General features: G+C 71.0%; 22 protein-coding genes. 4 read left to right on the forward strand and 18 right to left on the reverse strand.

Features of this window, described 5'->3' with window-relative positions; all coding sequences use genetic code 11:
* Positions 1 to 9 precede the first annotated feature (9 nt).
* Positions 10 to 726, reverse strand: a complete 717-nt coding sequence (locus ACZ4MH_RS11990) for an MBL fold metallo-hydrolase (RefSeq protein ID WP_351592843.1) — start codon at positions 724 to 726, stop codon at positions 10 to 12.
* Positions 727 to 909: 183 nt separating this feature from the next.
* On the opposite strand from ACZ4MH_RS11990, the gene ACZ4MH_RS11995 reads away from it, so the two are divergent.
* Together ACZ4MH_RS11995 and ACZ4MH_RS12000 are read left to right on the forward strand one after the other, a co-directional pair.
* A complete protein-coding gene (locus tag ACZ4MH_RS11995; protein ID WP_351592840.1) occupies positions 910 to 1,728 on the forward strand; it encodes a peptidylprolyl isomerase in 819 nt (272 codons plus the stop codon).
* Positions 1,729 to 1,973: 245 nt separating this feature from the next.
* Complete coding sequence (locus ACZ4MH_RS12000; protein ID WP_351592838.1) at positions 1,974 to 3,203, forward strand: DUF349 domain-containing protein; 1,230 nt, start codon at positions 1,974 to 1,976, stop codon at positions 3,201 to 3,203.
* A 69-nt stretch (positions 3,204 to 3,272) separates the two neighbouring features.
* Here ACZ4MH_RS12000 and ACZ4MH_RS12005 read toward each other — a convergent pair whose 3' ends face one another.
* The 15 genes from ACZ4MH_RS12005 to pgsA all read right to left on the reverse strand — a co-directional run bounded on the left by ACZ4MH_RS12005 (position 3,273) and on the right by pgsA (position 18,905).
* On the reverse strand, positions 3,273 to 5,804 hold the full coding sequence (locus ACZ4MH_RS12005; protein ID WP_351592835.1) for a RelA/SpoT family protein: 2,532 nt from the start codon (positions 5,802 to 5,804) through the stop codon (positions 3,273 to 3,275).
* A gap of 257 nt (positions 5,805 to 6,061) precedes the next feature.
* Positions 6,062 to 6,610: an adenine phosphoribosyltransferase gene (locus ACZ4MH_RS12010; protein WP_351592832.1), complete on the reverse strand. Its 549-nt coding sequence runs from the start codon at positions 6,608 to 6,610 to the stop codon at positions 6,062 to 6,064.
* Positions 6,607 to 7,743: a protein translocase subunit SecF gene (gene secF, locus ACZ4MH_RS12015; RefSeq protein ID WP_351592829.1), complete on the reverse strand. Its 1,137-nt coding sequence runs from the start codon at positions 7,741 to 7,743 to the stop codon at positions 6,607 to 6,609. The genes ACZ4MH_RS12010 and secF overlap by 4 nt, the downstream gene beginning before the upstream one ends.
* A gap of 1 nt (position 7,744) precedes the next feature.
* Positions 7,745 to 9,496: a protein translocase subunit SecD gene (gene secD / locus ACZ4MH_RS12020; protein WP_351592827.1), complete on the reverse strand. Its 1,752-nt coding sequence runs from the start codon at positions 9,494 to 9,496 to the stop codon at positions 7,745 to 7,747.
* 149 nt (positions 9,497 to 9,645) lie between these two features.
* Positions 9,646 to 10,182 (reverse strand): preprotein translocase subunit YajC, encoded by a 537-nt coding sequence (gene yajC, locus ACZ4MH_RS12025; protein WP_351592824.1) that lies wholly within the window; start codon positions 10,180 to 10,182, stop codon positions 9,646 to 9,648.
* Between the two features lie 162 nt (positions 10,183 to 10,344).
* Entirely contained in the window at positions 10,345 to 11,445 is a 1,101-nt protein-coding gene (gene ruvB, locus ACZ4MH_RS12030; RefSeq protein ID WP_467754482.1) for a Holliday junction branch migration DNA helicase RuvB, read from the reverse strand.
* A gap of 55 nt (positions 11,446 to 11,500) precedes the next feature.
* Positions 11,501 to 12,121 carry a Holliday junction branch migration protein RuvA gene (gene ruvA, locus ACZ4MH_RS12035; RefSeq protein ID WP_351592821.1) on the reverse strand — a complete coding sequence of 207 codons (621 nt, stop codon included), beginning with the start codon at positions 12,119 to 12,121 and terminating at the stop codon, positions 11,501 to 11,503.
* Positions 12,118 to 12,744 (reverse strand): crossover junction endodeoxyribonuclease RuvC, encoded by a 627-nt coding sequence (gene ruvC, locus ACZ4MH_RS12040; RefSeq protein WP_351592818.1) that lies wholly within the window; start codon positions 12,742 to 12,744, stop codon positions 12,118 to 12,120. Before ruvC ends, ruvA begins: the two co-directional genes overlap by 4 nt.
* 222 nt (positions 12,745 to 12,966) lie before the next feature.
* On the reverse strand, positions 12,967 to 13,719 hold the full coding sequence (locus ACZ4MH_RS12045) for a YebC/PmpR family DNA-binding transcriptional regulator (RefSeq protein ID WP_351592815.1): 753 nt from the start codon (positions 13,717 to 13,719) through the stop codon (positions 12,967 to 12,969).
* Positions 13,720 to 13,782: 63 nt separating this feature from the next.
* Positions 13,783 to 14,379: a pyridoxal 5'-phosphate synthase glutaminase subunit PdxT gene (pdxT, locus tag ACZ4MH_RS12050; protein ID WP_351592812.1), complete on the reverse strand. Its 597-nt coding sequence runs from the start codon at positions 14,377 to 14,379 to the stop codon at positions 13,783 to 13,785.
* Positions 14,380 to 14,387: 8 nt separating this feature from the next.
* Positions 14,388 to 15,299, reverse strand: coding sequence for a pyridoxal 5'-phosphate synthase lyase subunit PdxS (pdxS, locus tag ACZ4MH_RS12055; protein ID WP_351592880.1), 912 nt, complete (start codon positions 15,297 to 15,299; stop codon positions 14,388 to 14,390).
* Positions 15,300 to 15,482: 183 nt separating this feature from the next.
* The gene (locus ACZ4MH_RS12060; protein ID WP_351592809.1) at positions 15,483 to 16,025 is read right to left on the reverse strand and encodes a LemA family protein; all 543 of its coding nucleotides are present in this window, start codon (positions 16,023 to 16,025) and stop codon (positions 15,483 to 15,485) included.
* A gap of 128 nt (positions 16,026 to 16,153) precedes the next feature.
* Positions 16,154 to 17,314, reverse strand: coding sequence for a glycosyltransferase family 4 protein (locus tag ACZ4MH_RS12065; protein ID WP_351592806.1), 1,161 nt, complete (start codon positions 17,312 to 17,314; stop codon positions 16,154 to 16,156).
* Entirely contained in the window at positions 17,311 to 18,258 is a 948-nt protein-coding gene (locus ACZ4MH_RS12070; protein WP_351592803.1) for a phosphatidylinositol mannoside acyltransferase, read from the reverse strand. Before ACZ4MH_RS12070 ends, ACZ4MH_RS12065 begins: the two co-directional genes overlap by 4 nt.
* Positions 18,255 to 18,905: a phosphatidylinositol phosphate synthase gene (pgsA, locus tag ACZ4MH_RS12075; protein WP_351592800.1), complete on the reverse strand. Its 651-nt coding sequence runs from the start codon at positions 18,903 to 18,905 to the stop codon at positions 18,255 to 18,257. Before pgsA ends, ACZ4MH_RS12070 begins: the two co-directional genes overlap by 4 nt.
* Before the next feature lie 364 nt (positions 18,906 to 19,269).
* On the opposite strand from pgsA, the gene ACZ4MH_RS12080 reads away from it, so the two are divergent.
* Positions 19,270 to 21,477: an elongation factor G-like protein EF-G2 gene (locus tag ACZ4MH_RS12080; protein WP_351592797.1), complete on the forward strand. Its 2,208-nt coding sequence runs from the start codon at positions 19,270 to 19,272 to the stop codon at positions 21,475 to 21,477.
* 215 nt (positions 21,478 to 21,692) lie between these two features.
* Entirely contained in the window at positions 21,693 to 23,345 is a 1,653-nt protein-coding gene (locus ACZ4MH_RS12085) for a hypothetical protein (protein WP_351592877.1), read from the forward strand.
* Positions 23,346 to 23,413: 68 nt separating this feature from the next.
* On the opposite strand, the gene ACZ4MH_RS12090 is transcribed toward ACZ4MH_RS12085, so the two are convergent.
* Both ACZ4MH_RS12090 and thrS read right to left on the reverse strand, forming a co-directional pair.
* On the reverse strand, positions 23,414 to 23,974 hold the full coding sequence (locus ACZ4MH_RS12090) for an HIT family protein (RefSeq protein ID WP_351592794.1): 561 nt from the start codon (positions 23,972 to 23,974) through the stop codon (positions 23,414 to 23,416).
* A gap of 72 nt (positions 23,975 to 24,046) precedes the next feature.
* Positions 24,047 to 26,026, reverse strand: coding sequence for a threonine--tRNA ligase (gene thrS, locus ACZ4MH_RS12095; protein WP_351592791.1), 1,980 nt, complete (start codon positions 26,024 to 26,026; stop codon positions 24,047 to 24,049).
* Positions 26,027 to 26,028 lie beyond the last annotated feature (2 nt).

Below are 26,028 nucleotides of genomic sequence, written 5' to 3' on the forward strand. Positions count from 1 at the left end.
AAGCTTTCGTCACATTCCTCGTCGCGGAGCCGGGCTCTGGGGGCCCGTTCCGAGGCCGGCGGCCACCTCCCGAAGGAAGGGGTTGGTGGCGCGTTCCTGGCCGATGGTGGTCTGGGGGCCGTGTCCTGACAGCACCACGGTCGAGTCGTCCAGCGGGAGGCATACGCGCTCCAGCGACCGGAGGATCTCGGCGTGGTCGCCGCCGGGCAGGTCGGTGCGTCCGATGGAGCCGGCGAAGAGCAGGTCGCCCGAGAAGAAGACCGGCGGAATGTCGGCCTGCTCGGGCATCCTGAAGGTCACCGACCCCTTGGTATGGCCCGGGGCGTGCGCGACGGAGAATTCCAGTCCGGCCAGTTCCAGCGTGCCACCGTCCGCCAGCTCCTTGACGTCGTCCGGCTCCCCCACGGTCAGCTCGCCCATGAGCTGCTGTCCGATGGAGCGGCCCAGCGCCTTCTCCGGGTCGCTCATCATGTAGCGGTCCTCGGGGTGGATCCAGGCGGGGACGTCGTGCGCGCCGCAGACCGGCACCACCGAGGCGACGTGGTCGATGTGGCCGTGGGTGAGGACGACGGCGACGGGCTTGAGGCGGTGCTTCTTCACCGCTTCCGCGACGCCGTCGGCGGCCTGGTGGCCGGGGTCGATGATCACGCACTCCTCACCGGCGGCGGGGGCGACCAAGTAGCAATTGGTGCCCCAGGCCCCGGCGGGGAATCCGGCAATCAGCACGTTCGTCCTCATCAATCGTCCGGCGGACAGATCCTGGCAGGCCCTGGATGCGGCCCTGGCGGATCTCACAGAAACATGCTGCAAGATCTCTGCTGTTCAGAGCCTACCGGCGGGACTCCCGCCGGAGCGAACCCGTATACGGTACGGGCCACGGCAGATCATGCGGACCAAGGAGACGGCCTGGTGGTCAAGGGGGATCAGCGGCGCAAGCAGCTCGCGCGCCAGAAGTACGAGCGTCAGCTCCAGCGGCGGACGGCCGCGCAGCGGAAGGCCAGGCGCCGCACCGTGATCATCGCGTCGGTGCTCGCGGTGGTGCTCGCCGCGGGCGCGACCGTGTACGCGACGGCGGGGCTGGTCGGCGGCGACAACAAGAACGCGGCGGCGGCCGAGCAGCGGACCGAGGACCCGTGCGGCACGCCCGCCAAGGGCGAGCCGTCGAAGAAGCGGTGGAAGAAGGAGCCGAAGCTGACGGTGGACACCGCCGCTTCGTACACCGCGAAGCTCTCCACCACCTGCGGCGACCTCGCGCTGAAGCTGGACGCGAAGAAGGCCCCGCACACGGTCAACTCGTTCAATTTCCTGGCGGCACAGGGCTATTTCGACCACAGCAAGTGCCACCGCCTGGTCGACGACGGCCTCCACGTCCTGCAGTGCGGCGACCCGACCGGTACCGGCCAGGGCACCCCCGGCTACACCATTCCGGACGAGAACCTCAAGGACCCGCGGCTCAAGGGCGGCGTCTACCCGGCGGGCACGGTCGCGATGGCCAACCGCTACGACGGGCAGGACAAGAAGACCCGGAACACCGGCGGCAGCCAGTTCTTCCTGGTCTTCCAGGACAGTCAGTTGCCGCCCAACTACACGCCGTTCGGCACGATCACGCAGGGCATGGACGTCCTGAAGAAGATCGCGAAGGCGGGCTTCACGACCGATCCGCAGACGCAGAACACGGCGCCCAACGCCACCGTCGTCATCGACCGCGCCCGCGTCACCGAGTCCTGAGAGCCGGTGCCCGACGTGTCCCGGCCGTCCGTGCCGGGACCACGGAATTTCGGTCGTGCGGGATGCGGACAGCCGGGCCGCCGGTCGCCTAGATTGGCGTTGGGTAGGGTGCCTGCTCCGACGGCTGCCACCCTCGCCCGCAAGAACAGTCCGTCGGACCGGCCGGGGCGCGGTCCCGCCGGACAGAAACTGTGGACGATGCCCGGGGCCCCGGTGTCCCGCCGGCATCATGTGGAGGAGGCGCTGTGAGCAGCGACCCATGGGGCCGCGTCGATGAGACGGGGACCGTGTACGTGCGTACCGCCGACGGCGAGCAGGTCGTCGGATCGTGGCAGGCGGGATCGCCCGACGAGGCCCTCGCCTACTTCGAGCGCAAGTATGAGGGCCTGGTCGTCGAGATCGGCCTCCTCGAGCGGCGGGTCAGGACCACCGACCTGTCGGCCAAGGACGCCATGACCGCGATCGACCACCTGCGGCAGCAGGTCGACGAGCACCACGCGGTGGGCGACCTCGACGCCCTGCGGAAGCGTCTGGACGCGCTCGTCCGGACGGTCGAGGCCCGCCGCGAGGAGCGCAAGGCGGCCAAGGCCCGGCAGGCCGACGAGGCCAGGACGGCCAAGGAGAAGCTGGTCGTCGAGGCCGAGGAGCTGGCGGCGAGCGAGCAGTGGCGGGCGGCCGGCGAGCGGCTGCGTGCCCTGGTCGACACGTGGAAGGGGCTGCCGCGGCTGGACCGCAAGTCCGACGACGAGCTGTGGCACCGCTTCTCGCACGCCCGCTCCGCCTTCTCCAAGCGGCGCAAGGCGCACTTCGCGTCGCTGGACGCGCAGCGCGAGCAGGCCAGGCAGGTCAAGGAGAAGCTGGTCGCGGACGCCGAGGCGCTCTCGGGCTCGACGGACTGGGGCCCGACGGCCGCCCGGTACCGCGAGCTGATGCAGGAGTGGAAGGCCGCGGGCCGCGCGCAGCGCGAGCACGAGGACGACCTGTGGAACCGCTTCCGCGGCGCCCAGGACGTCTTCTTCCAGGCCCGCAGCGAGGTCTTCGCGGAGCGGGACGCCGAGCAGCGGGAGAACCTCACCCGCAAGGAGGAGCTGGTCGTCGAGGCCGAGAAGCTGCTCCCCGTCTCGGACCTCAAGGCCGCGCGCGCCGCGTTCCGTTCGATCAACGAGCGGTGGGAGGCCATCGGCCACGTGCCGCGGGACGCCCGCCCGAAGATCGAGGGCCGGATGCACGCCGTCGAGCGCGCCATCCAGGAGGCCGAGGAAGCCGAGTGGCGGCGGACCAACCCCGAGGCGCGGGCGCGTGCCGCGGGGCTGTCCGGCCAGCTCCAGGACGCCGTCGACAAGCTCCAGAAGCAGATCGACACGGCCCGTGCCGCCGGCAACGACGCCAAGGCCGACAAGCTCGCCCGCGAGCTGGAGGGCCGCCAGGCCCTGCTGGACCAGGCCCAGAAGGGCCTCCAGGAGTTCGGCGGCTGAGCGAGCGCCCCGCACGCGAGGAGGGCCCCGGTACCGCGGTACCGGGGCCCTCCTCGCGTGCTACGGCGGCTAGTTGGGCCGACGCGCAGACGTCACGCGGTACACGTCGTACACGCCCTCCACGCCCCGTACCGCCTTCAGGACGTGCCCCAGGTGCTTGGGGTCGCCCATCTCGAAGGTGAAGCGGGAGGTGGCCACCCGGTCGCGGGAGGTCTGGACGGCCGCGGACAGGATGTTGACGTGCTGGTCGGACAGGACCCGTGTGACGTCCGAGAGCAGGCGGGAGCGGTCCAGCGCCTCGACCTGGATGGCGACCAGGAAGACCGAGGACTGGGTGGGCGCCCACTCGACCTCCAGGATCCGCTCCGGCTGCTTGGACAGCGAGTCGACGTTGACGCAGTCCGCGCGGTGCACCGAGACGCCGGAGCCGCGGGTCACGAAGCCGATGATCGGGTCGCCCGGCACCGGCGTACAGCAGCGCGCGAGCTTGACCCAGACGTCCTCGACGCCCTTGACGACCACGCCCGGGTCCGCGCTGGAGCGCCGCTTGGAGCGGCGGATCGGCGTGGACTCGGCGATGTCCTCGGTGGCCTCGTCCTGGCCGCCGAGCGCCTGCACCAGCTTCTGCACGACGGACTGCGCGGTGACGTGGCCCTCGCCGATCGCCGCGTACAGCGACGAGATGTCCGGATACCGCATCTCGTGCGCGAGCGTCACCAGCGAGTCGCCGGTCAGGATGCGCTGGATCGGCAGGTTCTGCTTGCGCATGGCCCGCGCGATGGCGTCCTTGCCCTGCTCGATCGCCTCGTCGCGGCGCTCCTTGGAGAACCACGCGCGGATCTTGTTGCGGGCCCGCGGGGACTTGACGAAGCCCAGCCAGTCGCGAGACGGCCCCGCGCCCGGCGCCTTGGAGGTGAAGACCTCCACCAGGTCGCCGTTGTCGAGGGTCGATTCGAGCGGTACGAGGCGGCCGTTGACGCGCGCGCCTATCGTGCGGTGGCCGACCTCGGTGTGCACCGCGTACGCGAAGTCCACGGGCGTCGCACCGGCCGGCAGCGCTATGACGTCGCCCTTGGGCGTGAAGACGAAGACCTCGTTGCGCGAGAGGTCGAAGCGCAGCGACTCCAGGAACTCGCCCGGGTCCTCCGTCTCCTTCTGCCAGTCCAGCAGCTGCCGCAGCCACGCCATGTCGTTGACCGCGTCGTCCTTGCCGGCCTTGCCCCTGGGCACGTCGGTGCGGATCTTGGAGGCGCCGGCCACGGCCTCCTGCTTGTACTTCCAGTGCGCCGCGATGCCGTACTCGGCGCGGCGGTGCATGTCGAAGGTGCGGATCTGCAGCTCGACCGGCTTGCCGTTGGGCCCGATGACCGTCGTGTGCAGCGACTGGTACATGTTGAACTTGGGCATCGCGATGTAGTCCTTGAACCGGCCGGGGACCGGATTCCATCGCGCGTGCACGGTGCCGAGGGCGGCGTAACAGTCCCTGACCGTGTCGACGAGGACACGGATACCCACCAGGTCGTAGATCTCCGCGAAGTCGCGCCCGCGGACGATCATCTTCTGGTAGACGCTGTAGTAGTGCTTGGGCCGCCCGGTGACGGTGGCCTTGATCCGCGCGGAGCGCAGGTCGGCCTGGACCTCGTCGGTCACTATCGCGAGGTATTCGTCCCGCTTGGGCGCCCGCTCGGCGACCAGCCGGACGATCTCGTCGTACATCTTGGGGTAGAGGATCGCGAAGGCGAGGTCCTCCAGCTCCCACTTGATGGTGTTCATGCCCAGCCGGTGCGCCAGCGGGGCGTAGATCTCCAGCGTCTCGCGGGCCTTCTTCTCCTGCTTCTCCCGCTTGAGGTAACGCATCGTGCGCATGTTGTGCAGCCGGTCGGCGAGCTTGATCACCAGGACCCGCGGGTCCTTGGCCATCGCCACGACCATCTTGCGCACCGTCTCGGCCTGCGCGGCCTCGCCGAACTTGACCTTGTCCAGCTTGGTGACGCCGTCGACCAGCAGCGCGACCTGGTCGCCGAAGTCCCGGCGGAGGGTGTCGAGGCCGTACTCGGTGTCCTCGACGGTGTCGTGCAGCAGGCCCGCCATCAGCGTCGCCGGGTCCATGCCCAGCTCGGCCAGGATCGTGGTCACCGCGAGCGGGTGCGTGATGTACGGGTCGCCGCTCTTGCGCTTCTGGCCGCGGTGCCAGCGCTCGGCGACCTGGTAGGCCCGCTCGACCTGGCGCAGCGTGGCCGCCTCGATCTTGGGGTCGTTGCCGCGCACGATGCGCAGCAGCGGCTCCAGTACCGGGTTGTACGGGCTCTGCCGCTGCACGCCGAGGCGGGCCAGGCGGGCGCGGACGCGGTTGGAGGAGCCGGAGCGGCCGCCGGGCTGGCCGGTGTGGCCGGGCGGCAGCGGCTTGGGCGCCGACGGCGGCGGGGTGGGCCGGGGCGCCGTGGCGGCAGGCCCGGAAACCGCCGGGACGGGCCCCGCCGGCGCTTCCTTCCCGCCGTTCTTCGGCGCGTCCGCGGCGCCGTCCGCGGGACGGTCGTCCGGGCGCGCGGCGGGGCTGCCCCCCGGCGTACGGGGGGAGAGCGGCTGGGCCTCGTCTGGCAAGAGCAACTCCTCGCTGGGACCTTTCCCACCGGTGAACGGGCGGAAAAGAGCGGTGCCGGACCACCGGTCCACTGAGTGGCCGGGCTGCCATGGTATCCATGCCGGCTGCCCCGGCTCATTCGCGGGCCGATGCTCCTGTGGTCACAGCAAAAGGGCATCCGCATTTATGCCGGATGCCCTTTTGCTTGCACTTTGCTCGGTTTTCGAGCGGTGGTCGCGGTACCGAATGGCGTACCCTACGCCGCTCGGCCGCGGCCTCAGACCGTGATCAGCGCCTCCAGCGGCGCCCCGTCGAGCCCCGCCGCCAGCTTCTCCCTGCCGTCCAGGAAGCCCAGCTCCAGCAGGACCGCCACGCCCGCGACCTCGGCGCCGGAGCGGCGGATCAGGGTCAGCGAGGCGTCGGCCGTACCGCCCGTGGCCAGCACGTCGTCGATCACCAGCACCCGGTCCCCCGGGGCCAGCGCGTCGGCCTGGATCTCGATCGTGGCGTGGCCGTACTCCAGCGCGTAGCTCTGGCCGAGCGTTGCGCCGGGCAGCTTGCCGGCCTTGCGCACGGGCACGAAGCCGACGCCCGCCCGCACGGCCACCGGGGCCGCGAGGATGAACCCGCGGGCCTCCAGCGCCACGATCTTCGTCGCGCCGAGCGTGGTGCAGATCCCGGCCAGCGCGTCCGTCAGCTTCCCGAACGCCTCGGCGTCGGCCAGCAGCGGGGTGATGTCCTTGAAGACGACCCCCGCCTGCGGGTAGTCCGGCACGTCCGCGATCTTGCCGAGCAGCAGCTCACGCAGCTCCGCGGGGGCGCTCATCGGCGCTTGCCCGACGGACGGCCGCGGCCGCGAGTGCGGGACGCGGGCTGGCTGCGCGGGCCGGCCGCCGAGCTGCCGGCCGCCGCCGGAGCGCCGTCCTGCGGCTCCTCGCCGGACTCCGCCGCGCCCTCGGCCGGCTCCTCGCGGGAGTCGCCCTTGGCGGCGGCCGCCGCACGCTTGGCGCGGACCCGGCGGGCCAGCGCCTTCATCTGCGGCTCGCGCTCCTTGAGGTCGGCGACCAGCGGGGTGGCGATGAAGATCGAGCTGTACGCACCGGCCGCGAGGCCCACGAACAGGGCGAGCGAGATGTCGTTCAGCATGCCCGCGCCGAGGAAGCCGCCGCCCACGAAGAGCAGGCCCGCCACCGGCAGCAGCGCCACGACCGTGGTGTTGATCGACCGCACCAGCGTGGAGTTGATCGACCGGTTGGCGATCTCGCCGTAGGTGTAGCGCGTCTGCTTCGTGATGCCCCGGGACGCTTCCTTGAGGCTGTCGAAGACCACGACCGTGTCGTACAGCGAGTAACCGAGGATGGTCAGCAGGCCGATGACCGTGCCGGGCGTGACCTCGAAGCCGACCAGCGCGTACACACCCACCGTGATCGTGAGGTCGTGGATCAGCGCGATCAGGGCCGCCAGCGCCATCCGCCACTCGAAGGCGATGGCGAGGTAGAGCACCACGAGGACCATGAAGATCCCCAGGCCCAGCCACGCCTTGTTCGCGATCTCCTCGCCCCAGCTGGGGCCGACCAGCTGGGTGTTGACGTCCTTGACCGGGACGTTCAGGTCCTTGGCCAGCTTCTCCTGGACCGGCACGGCCTCCTTGGTGTCCAGCTCACTGATCTGGATGCGGAGGCCGCCGTTGCCGAGCTTCTGGACCGTGGCCGGGTTGCCGCCGGACGCGGACTCGGCTTCGTGCTGGGCCTGGCTCGCCGAGACGGTGGTCTTCGGAGTGGTGAAGACCGCACCGCCGGAGAACTCGATGCCCATGTTCAGACCGCGGACCCCGAGGCCCACGATCGCCGTGATGGTGATCAGGATCGAGACGGCGTACCAGATCTTGCGCTTGCCGATGAAGTCGTAGCCGACCTCGCCGCGGTACAGCCGGGCGCCGATGTTGCCGAGCTTGGACATCTCACGCCTCCTTCGTCTCGATGGGGGCGGAGGTGCGCCGGCCGCGGCGCAGCGGCGGCTTCGCGCCGAGACGCGTGGGGTCCAGACCCGACCAGGGATGGCCCGAGTAGAAGAACTTCCGCTTGGCCAGCAGCGTCATCAGCGGCTTGGTGAAGAAGAAGACCACCACGACGTCCAGCAGGGTCGTGAGGCCGAGCGTGAACGCGAAGCCCTGGACCTTGCCGACGGTGACGATGAAGAGCACGGCCGCGGCCAGGAACGACACGAAGTCGGAGACCAGGATCGTGCGCCGGGCGCGCGGCCAGGCCCGCTCCACGGAGGGCCGCAGCGTACGACCCTCGCGGATCTCGTCACGGATGCGTTCGAAGTACACGATGAACGAGTCCGCCGTGATGCCGATCGCGACGATCGCACCGCAGACGGCCGGGAGGTTCAGCGCGAACCCGATGGCCGGGCCCAGCAAGGTCATGATCGTGTACGTCAGGACCGCCGAGACCACGAGGCTCGCCAGCGCGACCAGGGACAGGCCGCGGTAGTAGGCGATCAGGTAGATGATGACCAGCGCGAGGCCGATGGCGCCGGCGATCAGGCCCGCGTTCAGCTGCTCGCCGCCCAGGGCCGCGGTGACGGTGGTCTCGTCCGCGATCTTGAAGGAGAGCGGCAGCGCACCGTAGGACAGCATGTTCGCCAGGTCCTCGGCGGACTGCTGGGTGAAGCCGCCGGTGATCTGGGCGTTGCCGCCCGCGATCGCGCTGCTCACCTGCGGGGCCGAGACGACCTCGCCGTCCAGGGTGATGGCGAACTGGTTCTGCGGCGGGGTCTTGGTGGCGATGTCACCGGTCACGTCGGCGAACTTCTTGCCGCCGGCGGAGGTGAAGTTCATCTGGACGAGCCAGCCCTGGCCGCCCTGCTGGTCGAAGCTGGCCTTGGCGTCGTCCACGTCCGTGCCCTCGACCTTGACCGGCCCGAGCGCGTACTTCGTCTTGCCGTCGTCCTCGCAGGCCACGATCGAGTCGCTGGGCTTGGCTCGGGCGGCCTGCTCGGCCGCGGCGGAACGGCTCTCCTTGGTCGAGCAGTTCAGCGCCGCGAGCTTCTTCTGCAGCGCGGCGGGGATGTTGGCGCCCGTGGGCGGCTGCTGGACCGGGGGCGCGCTGGGGGAACCGGTGGGCTTGGCGGAGCCCGAGGGGGCGTCGTCCTTCTTGAGCGCGTCGCCGACGGCGCGGCCCTGCGGGGCGGGCTTGCCGGAGGGGGTGGCCGACGCGCTGCCGGCGCCGCCCTGCTTCTCCTTCTCGCCGCCGCCGGCCTTCGGGCTCTCGGAGGCGCCCGGCGTGGGCGCCTTCGCGCCGGCCGCCGCGGTCAGCACCGTACGGAAGCCGAGCTGGGCGGTGGTACCGACCTGCTGGCGGGCCTGCCTCGCGTCCGTCCCCTTGGGGATGTTCACGATGATGTGGTTGGTGCCCTGCGTCTGGACCTCGGCCTCGGAGACGCCGAGACCGTTGACACGGCGCTCGATGATGCCCGCGGCGGTCTTCATGTTGGTCTCGTTGATCGCGTTGGGCTTGCCCGGCTGGTTCTGTGCCGCCAGCGTGAAGCTCGTACCGCCCGCGAGGTCGATGCCCAGTCGCGGCGTCATGGTGCCGGAGTAGAACATCCCCCCGACCAGCGCCGCGATGACGACCACGATCAGGATCAGGGCGCGCCCCGGCCTGCTCTGGGCCGCCGGCGACCTTCGGCCCTTGTTCGGTGCTGCCACCTTCTCGTATCTCCCTGTCCAACCGCCCGCGTCAGGTCAGTGCCGGACGGCCACGAAGTCTTGTGGGGACGTGCCCCCGCCGGAGCCTAGACGGTCCCGGAACCGCGAGCACCGCTCCCGGTGCACCGCGGTTCCGTGAAAGTGCGCGCCTACTTCGCGTCGGCGCCGCCGTCCTTCTTGGCGTCCTTCGCCTCGGCGGCCTCGGCGTCGGCGTCCTCGGCCGGGGTCTCGTCGGCCTTCGGCTCCTCGGCCTTCGGCTCGGCGGCCTTCTCGGCGGGGGTCTCCTTGCCCAGGTCGATCTTCTCGGCGACGTCACCCTTGCCGGTGGTGTCGTCGTCGCCGTCGTTGACGGCCGAGGCGCCGGTCAGGGAGGACAGGTCGTCCGGGACGACGGAGCCCTGCTCGGCGCCGTCGATGATGCGGTTGTACTCGTCGTCGGGCAGCACGGCGCCGATGGCGTTCTTCGCGAAGAGGGCGTGGACGCCCGGCGCCACCTCGAGGAGGACCGCGTCGTCGTGGATCTCCTTGACGGTGGCGTACATGCCTCCGATCGTGCGGACGCCGGTGCCGGGCTGCATTTCGTTCCGCATCTGGGCGGCCGCCTGCTGCTTCTTCTTGGCAGAGCGGGTCATCAGGAACATGGCCCCGATGAGCACGATGAACGGGAGGAGAGTCACGATATTCACGGGACGGAATTTCCTTCGCACGACCGCGGAGCCGCGGCCTGGTATACGGGGGTTGGATGCCGGACCGTACGGACGGCATCGGCGGAGTCTAAGCGAGTCCGCACCAGTGGAACAACGCCCAGGATGGCACCGCAGTTCCTGACCCGGCGAGTCCCCGCGCCGTCACGTCCCGAACAGCCCCTGCTGTCCGTTTCCGCCCGTCATCTGCTGCGGCGGCACCAGCCCCATGTGCGTCCATGCGGCGGGCGTGGCGATGCGGCCGCGGGGCGTACGCGCGAGCAGCCCCTCGCGCACGAGGAACGGCTCGGCGACCTCCTCGACCGTCTCACGCTCCTCTCCCACGGCCACCGCCAGGGTCGACAGGCCCACCGGACCGCCGCTGAACAGCTTGAGCAGCGCCGTGAGCACCGCGCGGTCCAGCCGGTCCAGGCCGCGCCCGTCGACCTCGTACACGTCCAGCGCCTGCTCCGCGATCTCGCGCGTGATCAGGCCGTCCGCCTTGACCTGGGCGTAGTCCCGTACGCGGCGCAGCAGGCGGTTGGCGATACGGGGCGTACCGCGCGACCGCCCGGCGATCTCGGCGGCGCCCTCCGCCTCTATGTCGACATCCAGCAGCCCTGCCGAGCGGTGGATGACCCGCTCCAGCTCATTCGGGGCGTAGAACTCCATGTGCCCGGTGAATCCGAACCGGTCGCGCAGCGGCGGCGGCAGCAGACCGGCCCGCGTCGTGGCCCCGACCAGCGTGAAAGGCGGAAGTTCGAGCGGAATGGCGGTGGCCCCCGGCCCCTTCCCCACAATCACGTCGACCCGGAAATCCTCCATCGCCATATAGAGCATTTCTTCAGCGGGCCTCGACATCCGGTGGATTTCGTCGAGGAAGAGCACCTCGCCCTCCTGGAGCGAGGAGAGGATGGCGGCCAGATCGCCGGCGTGCTGAATGGCGGGGCCGGAGGTGATGCGGATCGGGGCGCCCATCTCGGCCGCGATGATCATCGAAAGGGTGGTCTTGCCGAGTCCCGGGGCGCCGGAGAGCAGTACGTGGTCGGCGGTGGCGCCGCGCGCCCGGGCGGCGCGCAGCACCAGGTCCAGCTGCTCGCGCACCCGCTCCTGGCCGACGAACTCTTCCAGGTCCTTCGGGCGCAGCGCGGCCTCGACGGCCGTGTCCTCGCCGTCGGCGTCCGCGCCCACCAGCCGGTCGGCGCCGCCCGGCGGCAGGCCGGGCTCCTGTCCGTCCGCGGTGTCGGTGCTGTCGTCCCAGTTCACTGCGTACTGCCTCGCGTCGTCGGGTGGGTGGAGTGCCGGGTGGCGCGTGCGCCGGTCAGCGGGCCCGGTTCAGGGACTGCAGGGCCGCCTTCAGGAGCTGCGGGACCTGCGGCGTGCCGCCCTCGGCCACGGCCGCTTCGGCCTGCGGGGCGACCGTGCCCACCGCCTCGTCGGCCTCCCGGGTGGCGTAGCCGAGGCCGATCAGCGCGGCGTGCAGCTGGTCGCGCCAGCCGGCCGTGACCGGGCTGCCGACCGCGGGCCCGGCGCTGCCGACCGGCTCGCCGAGCCGGTCCTTCAGCTCCAGCAGCAGCTTCTGCGCGCCCTTCTTGCCGATGCCGGGCACGGCCGTGAGCGCCTTCTCGTCGCCCGTGGCGACCGCGCGGCGCAGCGCGTCCGGGGAGTGCACCGCGAGCATCGCCTGCGCCAGCCGCGGGCCGACGCCGCTCGCCGTCTGCAGCAGCTCGAAGGTCTGCCGCTCGTCGTCGTCCGCGAAGCCGTACAGCGTGAGGCTGTCCTCGCGTACGACGAGGGAGGTGGCGAGCTTCGTCCGCTCGCCCATGCGCAGCCCGGACAGGGTGTTGGGCGTGCACTGGACGGCCATGCCGATGCCGCCCACCTCCACGACGGCGGCGTCGGGAGCCAGGGCCGCGACCGGGCCGGAGACGAAGGCGATCATGACGTGCCCTTCGGGATGCGGGTGGAGCGTACGGGGGCGGGGGTGCGGTCCGGCGCGGAGGCGCGGGGGGTGCCGGCGGGGCGCGCGGCGGGCGGGGCGCGCCGCACCGCGGTCCGAGCCTGGGCCTGGGCCTGCTGGAGGCGGTTGACGGCGGGGGCGCGCCAGATATGACAGATGGCCAGCGCCAGTGCGTCCGCCGCGTCGGCCGGCTTGGGCGGCGCCGACAGCCGCAGCAGCCGGGTCACCATCGCGCCGACCTGCGCCTTGTCGGCGCGGCCCGAGCCGGTGACGGCGGCCTTGACCTCACTGGGGGTGTGCAGCGCGACCGGGAGTCCGCGGCGCGCGGCGCACAGCATGGCGACCGCGCTGGCCTGGGCCGTGCCCATGACCGTACGGACGTTGTGCTGGCTGAACACGCGCTCCACGGCGACGTACTCGGGCCGGTGCTCGTCGAGCCACTCGTCGATGCCGCGCTCGATGAGCACGAGGCGGTGCGCGATGTCCGCGTCGGCCGGGGTGCGGACCACGCCGACCCCCACCATCGTCAGCGGCCGCCCGGCCACCCCCTCGACGACGCCGACGCCGCAGCGCGTCAACCCCGGGTCCACGCCCAGCACCTTCACGGGTGTTCCCCTCCCCTCATGCCGCGCTGTCACCACCCGGCGCCGTACCGTTTCGGCCCTCCACCCCCACCACGGGGGCCGGAGATCCCCTGCTCAGCACAGTATCGGGTGGCACTGACAACGCCGACGGGCCGGCAGGGTGTGTCCCCCTGCCGACCCGTCGTGTCAGCCGTGCCGGCCGTGTACGTACCGGCCGTCCGCCTCAGCCGTCGCCGTGGCGCCTCAGGCGTCGACCTTCGCCATGACCTCGTCCGAGACGTCGAAGTTGGCGAAGACGTTCTGGACGTCGTCGCTGTCCTCCAGCGCGTCGATCAGCTTGAAGATCTTCTTCGCGCCTTCCTCGTCCAGCTCGACCTGCATGGTCGGGACGAAGTTGGTGTCGGCCGAGTCGTAGTCGATGCCGGCCTCCTGGAGCGCGGTGCGGACCGCGACCACGTCGGTGGCCTCGCTGAGCACCTCGAAGGACTCACCGAGGTCGTTGACCTCCTCGGCGCCCGCGTCCAGGACCGCGCCCAGCACGTCGTCCTCGGAGAGCTCGCCCTTGGGGACGATGACGACGCCCTTGCGGTTGAACAGGTACGCCACCGAGCCCGGGTCGGCCATCGAGCCGCCGTTACGGGTCATGGCGACGCGCACGTCCGAGGCGGCACGGTTGCGGTTGTCGGTGAGGCACTCGATGAGCACCGCGACACCGTTCGGGCCGTAACCCTCGTACATGATCGTCTCGTAGTCGGCGCCGCCGGCCTCCAGGCCGCCGCCGCGCTTGACCGCGGAGTCGATGTTCTTGTTCGGGACCGACTGCTTCTTCGCCTTCTGGATGGCGTCGTACAGGGTCGGGTTGCCCTCGATGTCCACGCCGCCCATGCGCGCCGCGACCTCGATGTTCTTGATCAGCTTCGCGAAGAGCTTGCCGCGCTTGGCATCGATCACGGCCTTCTTGTGCTTCGTCGTAGCCCATTTAGAGTGGCCGGACATCCGCCTGTCTCCTTCGCGTAACCAATTTCTGAAAACGAACGCCTAGATCCTACCGGGACCCGCTCACGCGGTGTGACGCACCATGTCCACGAAGAACGCGTGGACGCGATGGTCGCCGGTGAGTTCCGGGTGGAAGGATGTGGCGAGGACGTTACCCTGCCGGACGGCCACCGTGTGGCCGCCGTGCTCGGCCAGTACCTCGACCTCGGCGCCGACCGACTCGACCCAGGGCGCGCGGATGAAGACGCCCTCGACCGGTCCGCCGTCGATCCCGGCGACGTCGACCGCCGCCTCGAAGGACTCGTTCTGCCGCCCGAAGGCGTTACGCCGCACGATCATGTCGACGCCGCCGAAGGTCTCCTGGTCGGCGCGGCCGTCCAGGATCTTCTCCGCGACCATGATCATGCCCGCGCAGGTGCCGTACACCGGCTTGCCCGCACGGATGAACGCGCGCAGCGGCTCCAGCATGCCGAAGATGCCCGCCAGCTTGGACATGGTCGTGGACTCGCCGCCGGGGATGACCAGGCCGTCCAGCTCGTCCAGTTCCTCGGCGCGGCGCACCGGGCGCGCCAGGGCGTCGGCGGACGCGAGCGCCGTGAGGTGCTCGCGTACGTCGCCCTGGAGCGCCAGCACACCGATGGTGGGGGTGGTGCTCGTCATGGAAGTGATCACCAGCCGCGGTTCGCGTACCGCTCCGCCTCGGGGAGGGTGTCGCAGTTGATGCCGACCATGGCCTCGCCGAGGTCGCGGGAGGCGTCCGCGATGATCTTGGGGTCGTCGTAGAAGGTGGTGGCCTTCACGATCGCGGCGGCGCGCTTGGCCGGGTCGCCGGACTTGAAGATGCCGGAGCCGACGAAGACGCCCTCGGCGCCGAGCTGGCGCATGAGCGCGGCGTCGGCGGGGGTGGCGACGCCACCGGCGGAGAAGAGGACGACCGGCAGCTTGCCCAGCTCCGCGACCTCCTTGACCAGCTCGTACGGGGCGCGCAGGTCCTTGGCGGCGGCGAACAGCTCGTTGTTGTCGCAGCCGCGCAGCTTGGCGATCTCGGCCTTGATCTGGCGGAGGTGGCGGACGGCCTCGACGACGTTGCCGGTGCCGGCCTCGCCCTTGGAGCGGATCATGGCCGCGCCCTCGGCGATGCGGCGCAGGGCCTCACCGAGGTTGGTGGCGCCGCAGACGAAGGGGGTGGTGAAGGCCCACTTGTCGGAGTGGTTGACCTCGTCGGCCGGGGTGAGGACCTCGGACTCGTCGATGTAGTCGACGCCGAGGGACTGCAGGACCTGGGCCTCGACGAAGTGGCCGATGCGGGACTTGGCCATGACGGGGATGGAGACGGCGTTGATGATGCCGTCGATCATGTCCGGGTCGGACATCCGTGCCACGCCGCCGTCCTTGCGGATGTCCGCGGGGACGCGCTCCAGGGCCATGACCGCCACGGCACCGGCGTCCTCGGCGATCTTCGCCTCCTCCGGCGTGACGACATCCATGATCACGCCGCCCTTGAGCTGCTCGGCCATGCCGCGCTTGACGCGGGCGGTTCCGGTCTCCGGGGACTGGGGCGTGGTGGGCGTGCTCACGATTGACCTCACTAAGTGCGGGTGGCTGTGCTACTGCACCTAGGGAACCGTTTGTGTACGGGAGATGAAAGGGCCAATTGCAGGGCGGTGGCTCTTGGAGCGGCCCCGGCGGCCCTCCCGACCCGGTGGGCCGCCCCTTGGCCGCCGTACTGGTACGGGGCTCAGGCCGCCGTACTGGTACGAAGCTCAGGCCGCCGTGCGCTCCCCGAGCGCCGCCGGGGCCTCGTCGTCCATCTCGAAGGCCAGCGGGAACGGGGCGTGGCCCGCGAGCCGGAACCAGCGTACGACGCGGTGCCTGCGGACCGCGCGGGCCGCGCGTACGGCGTCGTTGTGGAAGCGGCGGGCCATGGGGACGCGCCGCACGGCCGCGTTCAGCTCCGCGAGCGTCTGCTCGCCGCCGGGGGCCGCGCGTACGGCGTCGACCTGCTCCGCCTCGCCGAAGACCGCGCGCAGCGCCTGGCTGAGCGCGCTCTCGGCGACCTCCCGCTGGTCCTCCTCGGCCTGCCGTGCCTCGTGGGCCGCCTCGTACAGGACGATCGAGGCGGCGGGGTCGAGGACGCCGGACGTGCCGAGCTCCTGCGCCACGGAGGCGCGGCGCAGGAGCTGCGCGTCGAGCGCGGCGCGGGCCGCGTCGATGCGCGCGTGCAGCCGGTCCAGCCGCCCCGCCGTCCAGCTGAGGTACACACCGATGACGACGACCGCCACGAGGATCCAGATGAGAGAGGTCACGGGGCGTCACGTTACCGTGGCCTCACAGGGGTGCTTTCCGAGCCGGCACGCGCCGTGGCCGCGGGGCGCCGTGGCCGACTGCCGCGCCGTCGTGGCCGGTCGCGCAGTTCCCCGCGCCCCTGGACCCGCTAATCGCGGGCCAGGCCCCACCGCGCCCGTAGTCCCACCCGTTCATCCGTATCCACCGACGCCGCCCCGTCGGCGACCGTCTCGTACACGGCGAGGATGTCCGCCCCCACCGTCGACCAGTCGAACCGGCGTACATGGCGGCTGCCGCGTTCGCGTAGTTCGGCGAGGCGGGCGGGGTCGCGGAGAAGCCGAATGGCAGCCGCGGCGAGCGCGGGCGCGTTCTCGTTGGTGAAAAGTTCGCCCGCCTCGCCCTGGTCCAGGACCTGGGCGAAGGCGTCGAGGTCGCTGGCGAGGACGGGCGCCGCAGCGGACATCGCCTCGACCAGGATGATGCCGAAGGACTCGCCGCCCGTGTTGGGGGCGACGTAGAGGTCGACGCTGCGCAGCAGGCGCGCCTTGTCCTCGTCGGTGACCATGCCGAGGAATTCGACGCGGGAGCGGAGCTCCGCGGGAAGACCGGCGACGGCTTCCTTCTCGTCGCCGCGGCCGGCGACGAGGAGGCGCGCGTCGGGGACCTCGGCGAGGATCGCGGGCAGGGCCTTCATCAGGACGGGCAGGCCCTTGCGGGGCTCGTCGATGCGGCCTATGAAGCCGATCGTGCGGCCCTGCCACTCCTTCTTGGGCTCGGCGCGGGCGAAGAAGTCCACGTCGACGCCGTTGGGGATCACCACGGCATCCCCGCCCAGGTGCTCCACCAGCGTCCGGCGGGCGTACTCGCTCACCGCGATCCGCGCGCTGATCTTCTCCAGCGCCGGCTGCAGGATCGGGTACGCGGCGATCATGGCGCGGGAGCGCGGGTTGGAGGTGTGGAAGGTCGCCACGATGGGGCCCTGGGCCGCCCAGCAGGCCAGCAGGCCGAGGGACGGGGAGGCCGGCTCGTGGATGTGGATGACCTCGAACGCGCCGTCGTGCAGCCAGCGGCGTACCCGGGCGGCGGAGAGGAAGCCGAAGTTGAGCCGGGCGACCGAACCGTTGTACGGGACGGGTACGGCACGTCCGGCGGAGACGACGTACGGCGGGAGCGGTGTCTCGTCGTCCGCGGGGGCGAGTACGGAGACCTCGTGGCCGAGCCGGATCAGATGCTCGGCGAGGTCGCGGATGTGGAACTGGACGCCGCCCGGGACGTCCCACGAGTAGGGGCAGACGATCCCGATCCTCAAGACGTCTCCGTCTCTCGGGCGCCCGCACCGCGCGGCTCCAGGTCGGCGAGCCACAGTCGCTGCAGCATGTGCCAGTCCTCCGGGTGCTCGGCGATGCCCGAGGCGAAGGCGTCGGCCAGGGCCTGGGTCATCGCGGCGGCCTTGTCGGTGCGCGTTCCGGTCTCGGGTACCTCGATGCCGGGGTGCACACGGCCCCGCATGACGGGCGTACCGTCGTACCACAAGGTGACCGGCAGCAGCAGTGCGCCGGTCTGGAGCGCGAGCATCGCGGGTCCGGCGGGCATCTTGGCGGCCTCGCCGAAGAACTTCACCTCCATGCCGGAGCTGGACAGGTCGCGGTCGGCGACCAGGCAGATCAGGCCGCCGGCGCGCAGCCGCCGGGCGAGTATGCCGAAGGCCGCGCCGCCGTTGTGCGGCAGCACCTCCATGCCCAGGCTCTCGCGGTAGGCGACGAACCGGTCGTAGAGGGATTCGGGCTTCAGGCGCTCGGCGACGGTGGTGAAGGGCACGCCGAGGGTGCGGGTGACCCAGACGCCGGCGAGGTCGTAGTTGCCCATGTGGGGCAGGGCCAGGATGACGCCGCGGTCGCCGGCCAGCGCGTCGGTGAGGTGGTGCACGTCGGTGACGTCCACGCCCTTCGCCACCCGCTCGCGGCTCCAGGCCGGGAGGCGGAAGGATTCCATCCAGTACCGCATGTACGAGCGCATGCCGGCCCGGGAGAGCCGGGAGAGGGCCTGCGGGGAGGCGTCGGGGACGACGCGGGCGAGGTTGGCCTCCAGGCGCTGTACGCCCTTGCCGCGCCGCTTCCAGACGGTGTCGGCGAGGCGCTCGCCGAGCCGTACGGCGACCGGCTCGGGCAGCTTCTTGACCGTGGCCCAGCCCAGGCCGTACAGCGCGTCGGTCAGTTTCCCCGTGTCCAGCAGCTTTCCGATGTCGAGCTTCACGCGCCCTCTCCCCCCACGGCGTCCGCCTCGGCGGACTCCCGGCGTACGGTGACCACCCGCTGGCCCAGGGTGACCGCGCTGCCGACGGCCACGATCCACAGGGCGATCGGCAGCAGATTCTGGATCCAGGGCACGCCGAACTTGTGCAGGCCGGAGAAACCGCAGGCCACCAGCGAGATCACCAGGCGCTCGGCGCGCTCGATCAGGCCGTTGACGTCGACCGGCAGGCCGATGCTCTCGCCGCGGGCCTTGGTGTACGACACGACCTGGCCTGAGGCGAGGCAGAAGATCGTCACCGCGCAGAGCAGCAGGTCGTCGCCGCGGCCCGCGTACCAGAGGGCGAGGCCGCCGAAGATCGCGGCGTCGGCGACGCGGTCGAGGGTGGAGTCCAGGAAGGCGCCCCAGCGGCTGGAGCGGCCCAGCTGCCGCGCCATGTTGCCGTCGACCAGGTCCGAGAAGACGAACAGGGTGATGACGACGGTGCCCCAGAAGAACTCGCCCAGCGGGTAGAAGACCAGCGCGCCGGCGACCACCCCGGCGGTACCGAGGACGGTGACCACGTCGGGGCTGATGCCGAGGCGGATGAGCAGGGCGGCGAACGGCGTGAGAACACGCGTGAAGAACGCACGCGCGTACTTGTTCAGCATGGCCTTCCCGGAGGTTGTGTGCGGGCCGCGCGGTCAGTGGGGCCACCGGCTGGCCCATCGTAGCCAGGCGTCCTCGGCGCTTTGCGAACGCACCACGGCTCACGGCCGCCCCCGGGGCGCGCCGGAGCCTCCCCCGCCACCCGCCCGGCGCACCCGGCTCGGATCGCGCAGAAGGCCATGACCACGGCGGAAGGGGGCAGTTGGCGGCCGTACACGGGTGCCCTGTGCACCCGTTCGGGCTTGTCCCGCATGATCCCCGGCCACCCCCAAGATCCCCTATCGTCCCTTGTGCGATGTATGGACGCACCATGACCTCGGTGGAAAGCTCGGAACACCGCAGAGTGTCGACCTGGAGGCGAGACACATGGGCGACAAGACGAGCACACATCCAGGAGCCGCCGGCAGGGCAGCGGCGGTCGACCACCCCTCCTCCGTACGGAATGTGGTGCTGGTCGGCCACAGCGGATCGGGGAAGACCACCCTGGTCGAAGCCCTCGCGCTGGCGTCGGGCGCGGTCAACAGGGCGGGCCGGGTGGAGGACGGCGGCTGCCTCTCCGACTACGACGAGATCGAGCACCGGCAGCAACGCTCCGTACAGCTCTCCCTGGTCCCGGTCGAATGGGACGGGATCAAAATCAATCTCTTGGACACCCCCGGATACGCCGATTTCGTCGGGGAGCTGAGGGCCGGTCTGCGGGCAGCGGACGCGGCCCTTTTCGTCGTCTCGGCGGCGGACGGCGTGGACGGCGCCACCCGAATGGTCTGGGACGAGTGCGCGGCCGTGGGAATGCCCCGCGCCATAGTGATCACCCACCTCGAAGCGGCCCGCGCCGACTTCGACAGCATGACCGAGACCTGCCGCACGGCCTTCGGGGGCGAGGACCCCGACGCCGTGCTGCCGCTGTACCTCCCGCTGTACGGCGAGGCCGGCGCCGACGGCCACCGCCCCGTGCACGGCCTGATCGGGCTGCTCTCCCAGCGGGTGTACGACTACTCCGGCGGCGGCAGGAAGGAGCGCGATCCGGAGTCCGGCGAGCTGCCCCTCATCGAGGAGGCCCGCAACCGCCTCATCGAGGGGATCATCGCCGAGAGCGAGGACGAGTCCCTCATGGACCGCTATCTCGGCGGCGAGGACATCGACATCAAGACCCTCATCGGCGACCTGGAGACCGCCGTCGCGCGCGGCACCTTCCACCCCGTACTGGCCGCGGCGCCCGCCGCCGACGGCAGCAAGGAGGGCCTGGGCACCATCGAACTGCTGGAGCTGATCACCGGCGGCTTCCCCACTCCCGCCGAGCGGGACACCCCCGCCGTCACCACACCCGACGGCAAGCCACGCCCCGCCCTCACTTGCGACCCCGCGGGGCCCCTGGCCGCCGAGGTCGTCAAGACCTCCTCCGACCCCTACGTCGGCCGGCTGTCCCTCGTACGGGTCTTCTCCGGCACCCTGCGCCCCGACGAGACGGTGCACGTCTCCGGGCACGGGCTGGCCGACCGCGGCCACGAGGACCACGACGTCGACGAGCGCATCGGCGCCCTGTCGGCCCCCTTCGGCAAGCAGCAGCGCCAGGTCACCAAGGTCGTCGCCGGCGACCTGGCCTGCGTCGCGAAGCTCTCCCGCGCCGAGACCGGCGACACCCTCTCCGCCAAGGACGCGCCGCTGCTGATGGCGCCCTGGGACATGCCCGACCCGCTGCTGCCGGTCGCCATCCAGGCACACAGCAAGCCCGACGAGGACAAGCTCTCCCAGGGCCTCGCGCGGCTCGTCGCCGAGGACCCCACCATGCGCCTGGAGCAGAACCCCCACACCCACCAGGTCGTCCTGTGGTGCCTGGGCGAGGCGCACGTGGACGTGGCACTGGAACGGCTGCGCGCCCGGTACGGAGTACAGGTCGACGCCGTACCGCACAAGGTCTCGCTGCGCGAGACGTTCGGCGCGCAGGCCACCGGGCGCGGCCGGCACGTCAAGCAGTCGGGCGGGCACGGACAGTACGCGATCTGCGAGATCGAGGTCGAGCCGCTCCCGGGCGGCAGCGGCATCGAATTCGTCGACAAGGTCGTCGGCGGTGCCGTGCCCCGGCAGTTCATCCCGTCCGTGGAGAAGGGCGTACGGGCCCAGGCGGCGCGCGGGGTCGCGGCCGGATACCCGCTCGTCGACATCCGCGTGACGCTGCTGGACGGCAAGGCGCACTCCGTCGACTCCTCCGACGCCGCGTTCCAGACCGCGGGCGCCCTCGCCCTGCGCGAGGCCGCCGCCGACGCCCGCATCCACCTGCTGGAGCCGGTCGCCGAGGTCACCGTCCTGGTGCCCGACGACTACGTGGGCCCGGTGATGAGCGACCTGTCGGGGCGCCGCGGCCGGGTCGTGGGCACCGAACAGTCCGGCGCGGGCCGGACGTTGGTGCGCGCCGAGGTCCCGGAGATCGAAATCGGCCGCTACGCCGTCGATCTCCGGTCACTTTCGCACGGCACCGGGCGCTTCCAGCGCAGTTACGCGCGGCACGAGCCGATGCCGCCGCAACTCGCCGTCAAAATCCGCGAAGAGCGGGAAAAGCCGGAGAACGGCGGCTAGTTCGGCCCCCGGCGACCCGCGGAAGGACCGGCGTACCGCCCGACGAGGGGGACTCAACTCCCTTGGGCGGTACGCCGGCTGCACGTCGCCTGTACGCTGAGGGCGCAGCTCAGAGGTGTGCCGGGGGCGGCCGGTGGGAAGGGCGCTTAAAGGCGTTCGGCGGGGCACGCCCAACGGCAGGGGCAGACGGCGGCGAGGGGGCCTTGGTGACGACGATGGACGGCTTCGATTTCAGCCCGGGAGCGCAGGTCCCGCTCTCCGGCGGCGCGGGCCAGACCGCCGCCACCCAGGCGCTGGCCTCGGCCGCGTACCGGGACAGCAAGCTCGCCACGATCTCCGACGCCGACTCCGAGGCCGGCAAGTCGGGCATCAAGAAGCCCAAGCTCTCGCTGTTCGAGCCCAATCTCGGCGAGGCGTTCTCGCGCGCCGTACAGCTCCGGATGCTCGGCGGCGGCCGCAAGCCGCTCATCCAGTCCTTCGGCACCGAGCCGCAGACCGTCGTCGAGCACTGCCTCGCCGCCAACCGCATCCGCAAGGAGCGGGACACCAAACTGACGGTCCTCATGGCCGTCTTCGGGGTGCTCTTCCTGCCCGGCGTGCTCCTCTGGCTCGGCGGCTTCCAGCTCAAGCGGATCCTGGACAAGGCCACGAGCAAGGGCAAGAGCGCGCTGGGCACGGTGCTGCTCGTGGCGCTCTGCGGCGTCGCCCTGATCTTCCTGATCAAGCTCCCGTTCAACAGCTTCTGGACGGTCTACCTCCGGCTGATGCTGATCGCCCCGGTCATAGGCTGGTGGTGGGCCAAGCGGATCTGCGAGCGCACCGCCACCGACCTGCGCGACGCGTGGAAGGGTCTCCTGGAAGGCGGCGGCGTCGGCGCGAAGATCCCCGAGGCCGTGCCCCAGGACCCGAACCAGACCGCCGCCGAGCGCCTCCGCCAGAACCTCGCCAAGCTCACCGCCGAGCAGGCCGCCAACGTCGTCTTCTACGCAGGCCCCAAGGGCATACTCGGCATGGGCACCCGCTGGGGCAGCTGGCAGCTCGCCGAGGAGCTGCGGCCCGCGGACCCGGACAGCGAGATCCACCCCTTCCGCAGCTGGGACGTCATCCGCGCCATCCACGACCGGCTCAAGCTCCTGGAGCGCAGCCCGCTGCACACCGGCGGCTTCGGCCAGCCGCCCTCCGTACGCCACTGGATCGTCTCCCCCATCGGCGAGAACGCCGACGCCGTCGCCCGCCCCGAGGGCACCGACACCGACGCCTTCCAGATCCGCCCGCACGAGATAGAGCGGATCTGCAACGAGCAGCAGTTCGGCAGCGGCAACCGCCACTATCTCGGCGTGCAGTTCGTCCTCTGGGACGGCCAGCTCGTCCTCACCCTGATGATCACCGTGACCGTGCTGCACGAGACGCTGCGCATCGAGGTCACGGGGCACGCCCTCGGCCCGGTCCACGGCCTGTTCACCACCAAGCCCAAGGCCAAGACCGTGACCGAGGCGAAGGTCGTGAAGTTCTGGGAGACCAAGGAGCGACAGCTCCCGCTGATCGACGCCGACGAGGTCGTCCGCCTCGCCGCACGCGCCCCGCTGACCTGGTTCCCGCCGGTCCTGGACTTCCTCGGCGGCAAGCTCACCCTGCCCGAGCCCTTCGGGCTGCGCCACGCCTGGGCCGACAAGCCCTGGCGGCACCGCTTCATGGCGGACGACGCGCTGCGCGCCGCCACGCCCGTACTGCGCGTGGTGCACTCCGCCGCGATGGGCGTCCTGAAGGAGTACGGCGTGGACACCGAGCGCTTCGACAACCGCTCGCTGGTGCTCAGCGGCGCGGTGCAGGACGTCGCTCCGAAGAAGGCCGACGTCTACGACGCGTGACCGCCGCGCGGTACGCCCGGGGCCCGTACGGAAGCTTCCGTACGGGCCCCGGGCGCGAGAACCGGCCGTTACACCGCCGGCCAGGCGTCCGCCAGCATCGCGCGGGTGTCGGCGAGCAGCTGGGGCAGCACCCGCGTGTGGCCGACCACCGGCATGAAGTTCGTGTCGCCGCCCCAGCGCGGGACGACGTGCTGGTGCAGGTGGGCGGCGATGCCGGCGCCTGCGACCCCGCCCTGGTTCATCCCGATGTTGAAGCCGTGCGCGCCGGAGGCCGCGCGCAGCGCCGCCATCGCCTGCTTCGTGAGCTTCGCCAGCTCCGCCGTCTCGGCGTCGTCCAGCTCGGTGTAGTCGGCGACGTGGCGGTAGGGCACGACCATCAGGTGGCCGCCGTTGTACGGGTAGAGGTTGAGCACCGCGTACACGTGCTCGCCGCGGGCGACGACCAGGCCGTCCTCGTCGGACTTCGACGGGATCGTGCAGAACGGACAGCCGTCGTCGGCTCCCGGGCCGGTGGGCTTGTTCTCACCCTGGATGTAGGCCATCCGGTGCGGCGTCCACAGGCGCTGGAAGGCGTCCTGTGTCCCGACTCCGATCTGCTGCTCCGGCTCAGTCGTCATGAAACGCAGCATATTCCCTGGTACGGACGCGGTGAGGGGCGGCCCTGGTGGACCGCCCCCCGAATCCTCGCGTCGTGGCCCGGGTCAGACCTGGGCGCGCTCCTCGACCGCCTTGCGGATCTTGGCGATCGCCTCGTCCTTCGGGATGCCGTTCTCCTGCGAGCCGTCGCGGTACCGGAAGGAGACCGCGCCCTTCTCGACGTCCTCGTCACCCGCGATGATCATGTACGGGGTCTTGGCCTTCTGGGCGTTGCGGATCTTCTTCTGCATCCGGTCCGAGGACGAGTCGACCTCGATGCGCAGGCCCTGCTTCTTGGCCTCCGCGGCGAACTCCTCCAGGTACGGCACGTGCGCGTCGCCGATCGGGATGCCGGTCGCCTGGACGGGCGCGAGCCAGACCGGGAAGGCGCCCGCATAGTGCTCCAGCAGCACCGCGAAGAAGCGCTCGATGGAGCCGAAGAGGGCACGGTGGATCATGACGGGACGCTGCTTGGAGCCGTCCGGCGCGGTGTACTCCAGGTCGAACCGCTCCGGCAGGTTGAAGTCCAGCTGGACCGTCGACATCTGCCAGGTACGGCCGATCGCGTCCTTGGTCTGCACCGAGATCTTCGGGCCGTAGAACGCGGCGCCGCCCGGGTCCGGGACCAGCGGCAGCCCCTGCTTCTCGGCGACCTTGCGCAGCGTCTCGGTGGCCTCTTCCCAGACCTCGTCCGAGCCGACGAACTTCTCCGGGTCCTTGGTGGACAGCTCCAGGTAGAAGTCGGTGAGGCCGTAGTCGCGCAGCAGGTCCAGGACGAAGGTGAGCGTGGCGTCCAGCTCGTCCGCCATCTGCTCCTTGGTGCAGTAGATGTGCGCGTCGTCCTGGGTGAAGCCGCGGGCGCGGGTCAGGCCGTGCACCACACCCGACTTCTCGTAGCGGTACACGGTCCCGAACTCGAAGAGGCGCAGCGGCAGTTCACGGTACGAGCGGCCGCGCGCGTCGAAGATCAGGTTGTGCATCGGGCAGTTCATGGGCTTGAGGTAGTAGTCCGTGCCCTCGTCGAGCTGCATGGGCGGGTACATGCCGTCGGCGTACCAGTCCAGGTGGCCCGACTTCTCGAACAGCTTCCCCTTGGTGGCGTGCGGGGTGTAGACGAACTCGTACCCCGACTCCTCGTGGCGCCGCCGCGAGTAGTCCTCCATGACCCGGCGGATGATGCCGCCCTTGGGGTGGAAGACCGCCAGGCCCGAGCCGATGTCCTCGGGGATGGAGAAGAGGTCCAGCTCCGCGCCCAGCTTGCGGTGGTCGCGCTTCTCGGCCTCGGCCAGGAACTCCAGATACGCCTTCAGCTCGTCCTTGGTCGGCCAGGCGGTGCCGTAGATGCGCTGGAGCTGCTTGTTCTTCTCGCTGCCGCGCCAGTACGCGGCGGCGGAGCGCATCAGCTTGAACGCCGGGATGTTCCGGGTGGTGGGCAGGTGCGGGCCTCGGCAGAGGTCCTTCCAGCACAGGTCGCCGGTCTTGGCGTCGAGGTTGTCGTAGATGGTCAGCTCGCCCGCGCCGACCTCGGCGTCCGCGCCCTCGGCGGCCTCGCCGGCATTGCCCTTGAGGCCGATCAGCTCGAGCTTGTACGGCTCGGCGGCCAGCTCCTCGCGGGCGTCCTCGTCGGTGGTGACCCGGCGCGAGAAGCGCTGGCCCCGCTTCTGGATCTCCTGCATCTTCTTCTCGATGCGCTTGAGGTCCTCGGGGGTGAACGGGGTCTCGACGTCGAAGTCGTAGTAGAAGCCGTCCTTGATGGGCGGGCCGATGCCGAGCTTGGCCTCCGGGAACAGCTCCTGCACGGCCTGGGCCATCACGTGCGCGGTGGAGTGCCGCAGGATGTTCAGGCCGTCCTCGGAGGTGATCTCCACGGGCTCGACGGTCTCGCCGTCGGCGACCTCGTACGCGAGGTCCTTGAGCTCTCCGGCCACCCGCGCGGCGACGATGGCGCGCTCGCCCTGGAAGAGGTCGGCGGCCGTAGTGCCCGTGGTCACCACGCGTTCTTCCCGCTCGGAATCGCGTTGGATGGTCACACGGACGTCTGACACCG

It is taken from the genome of Streptomyces sp. NPDC026301, assembly GCF_055567935.1.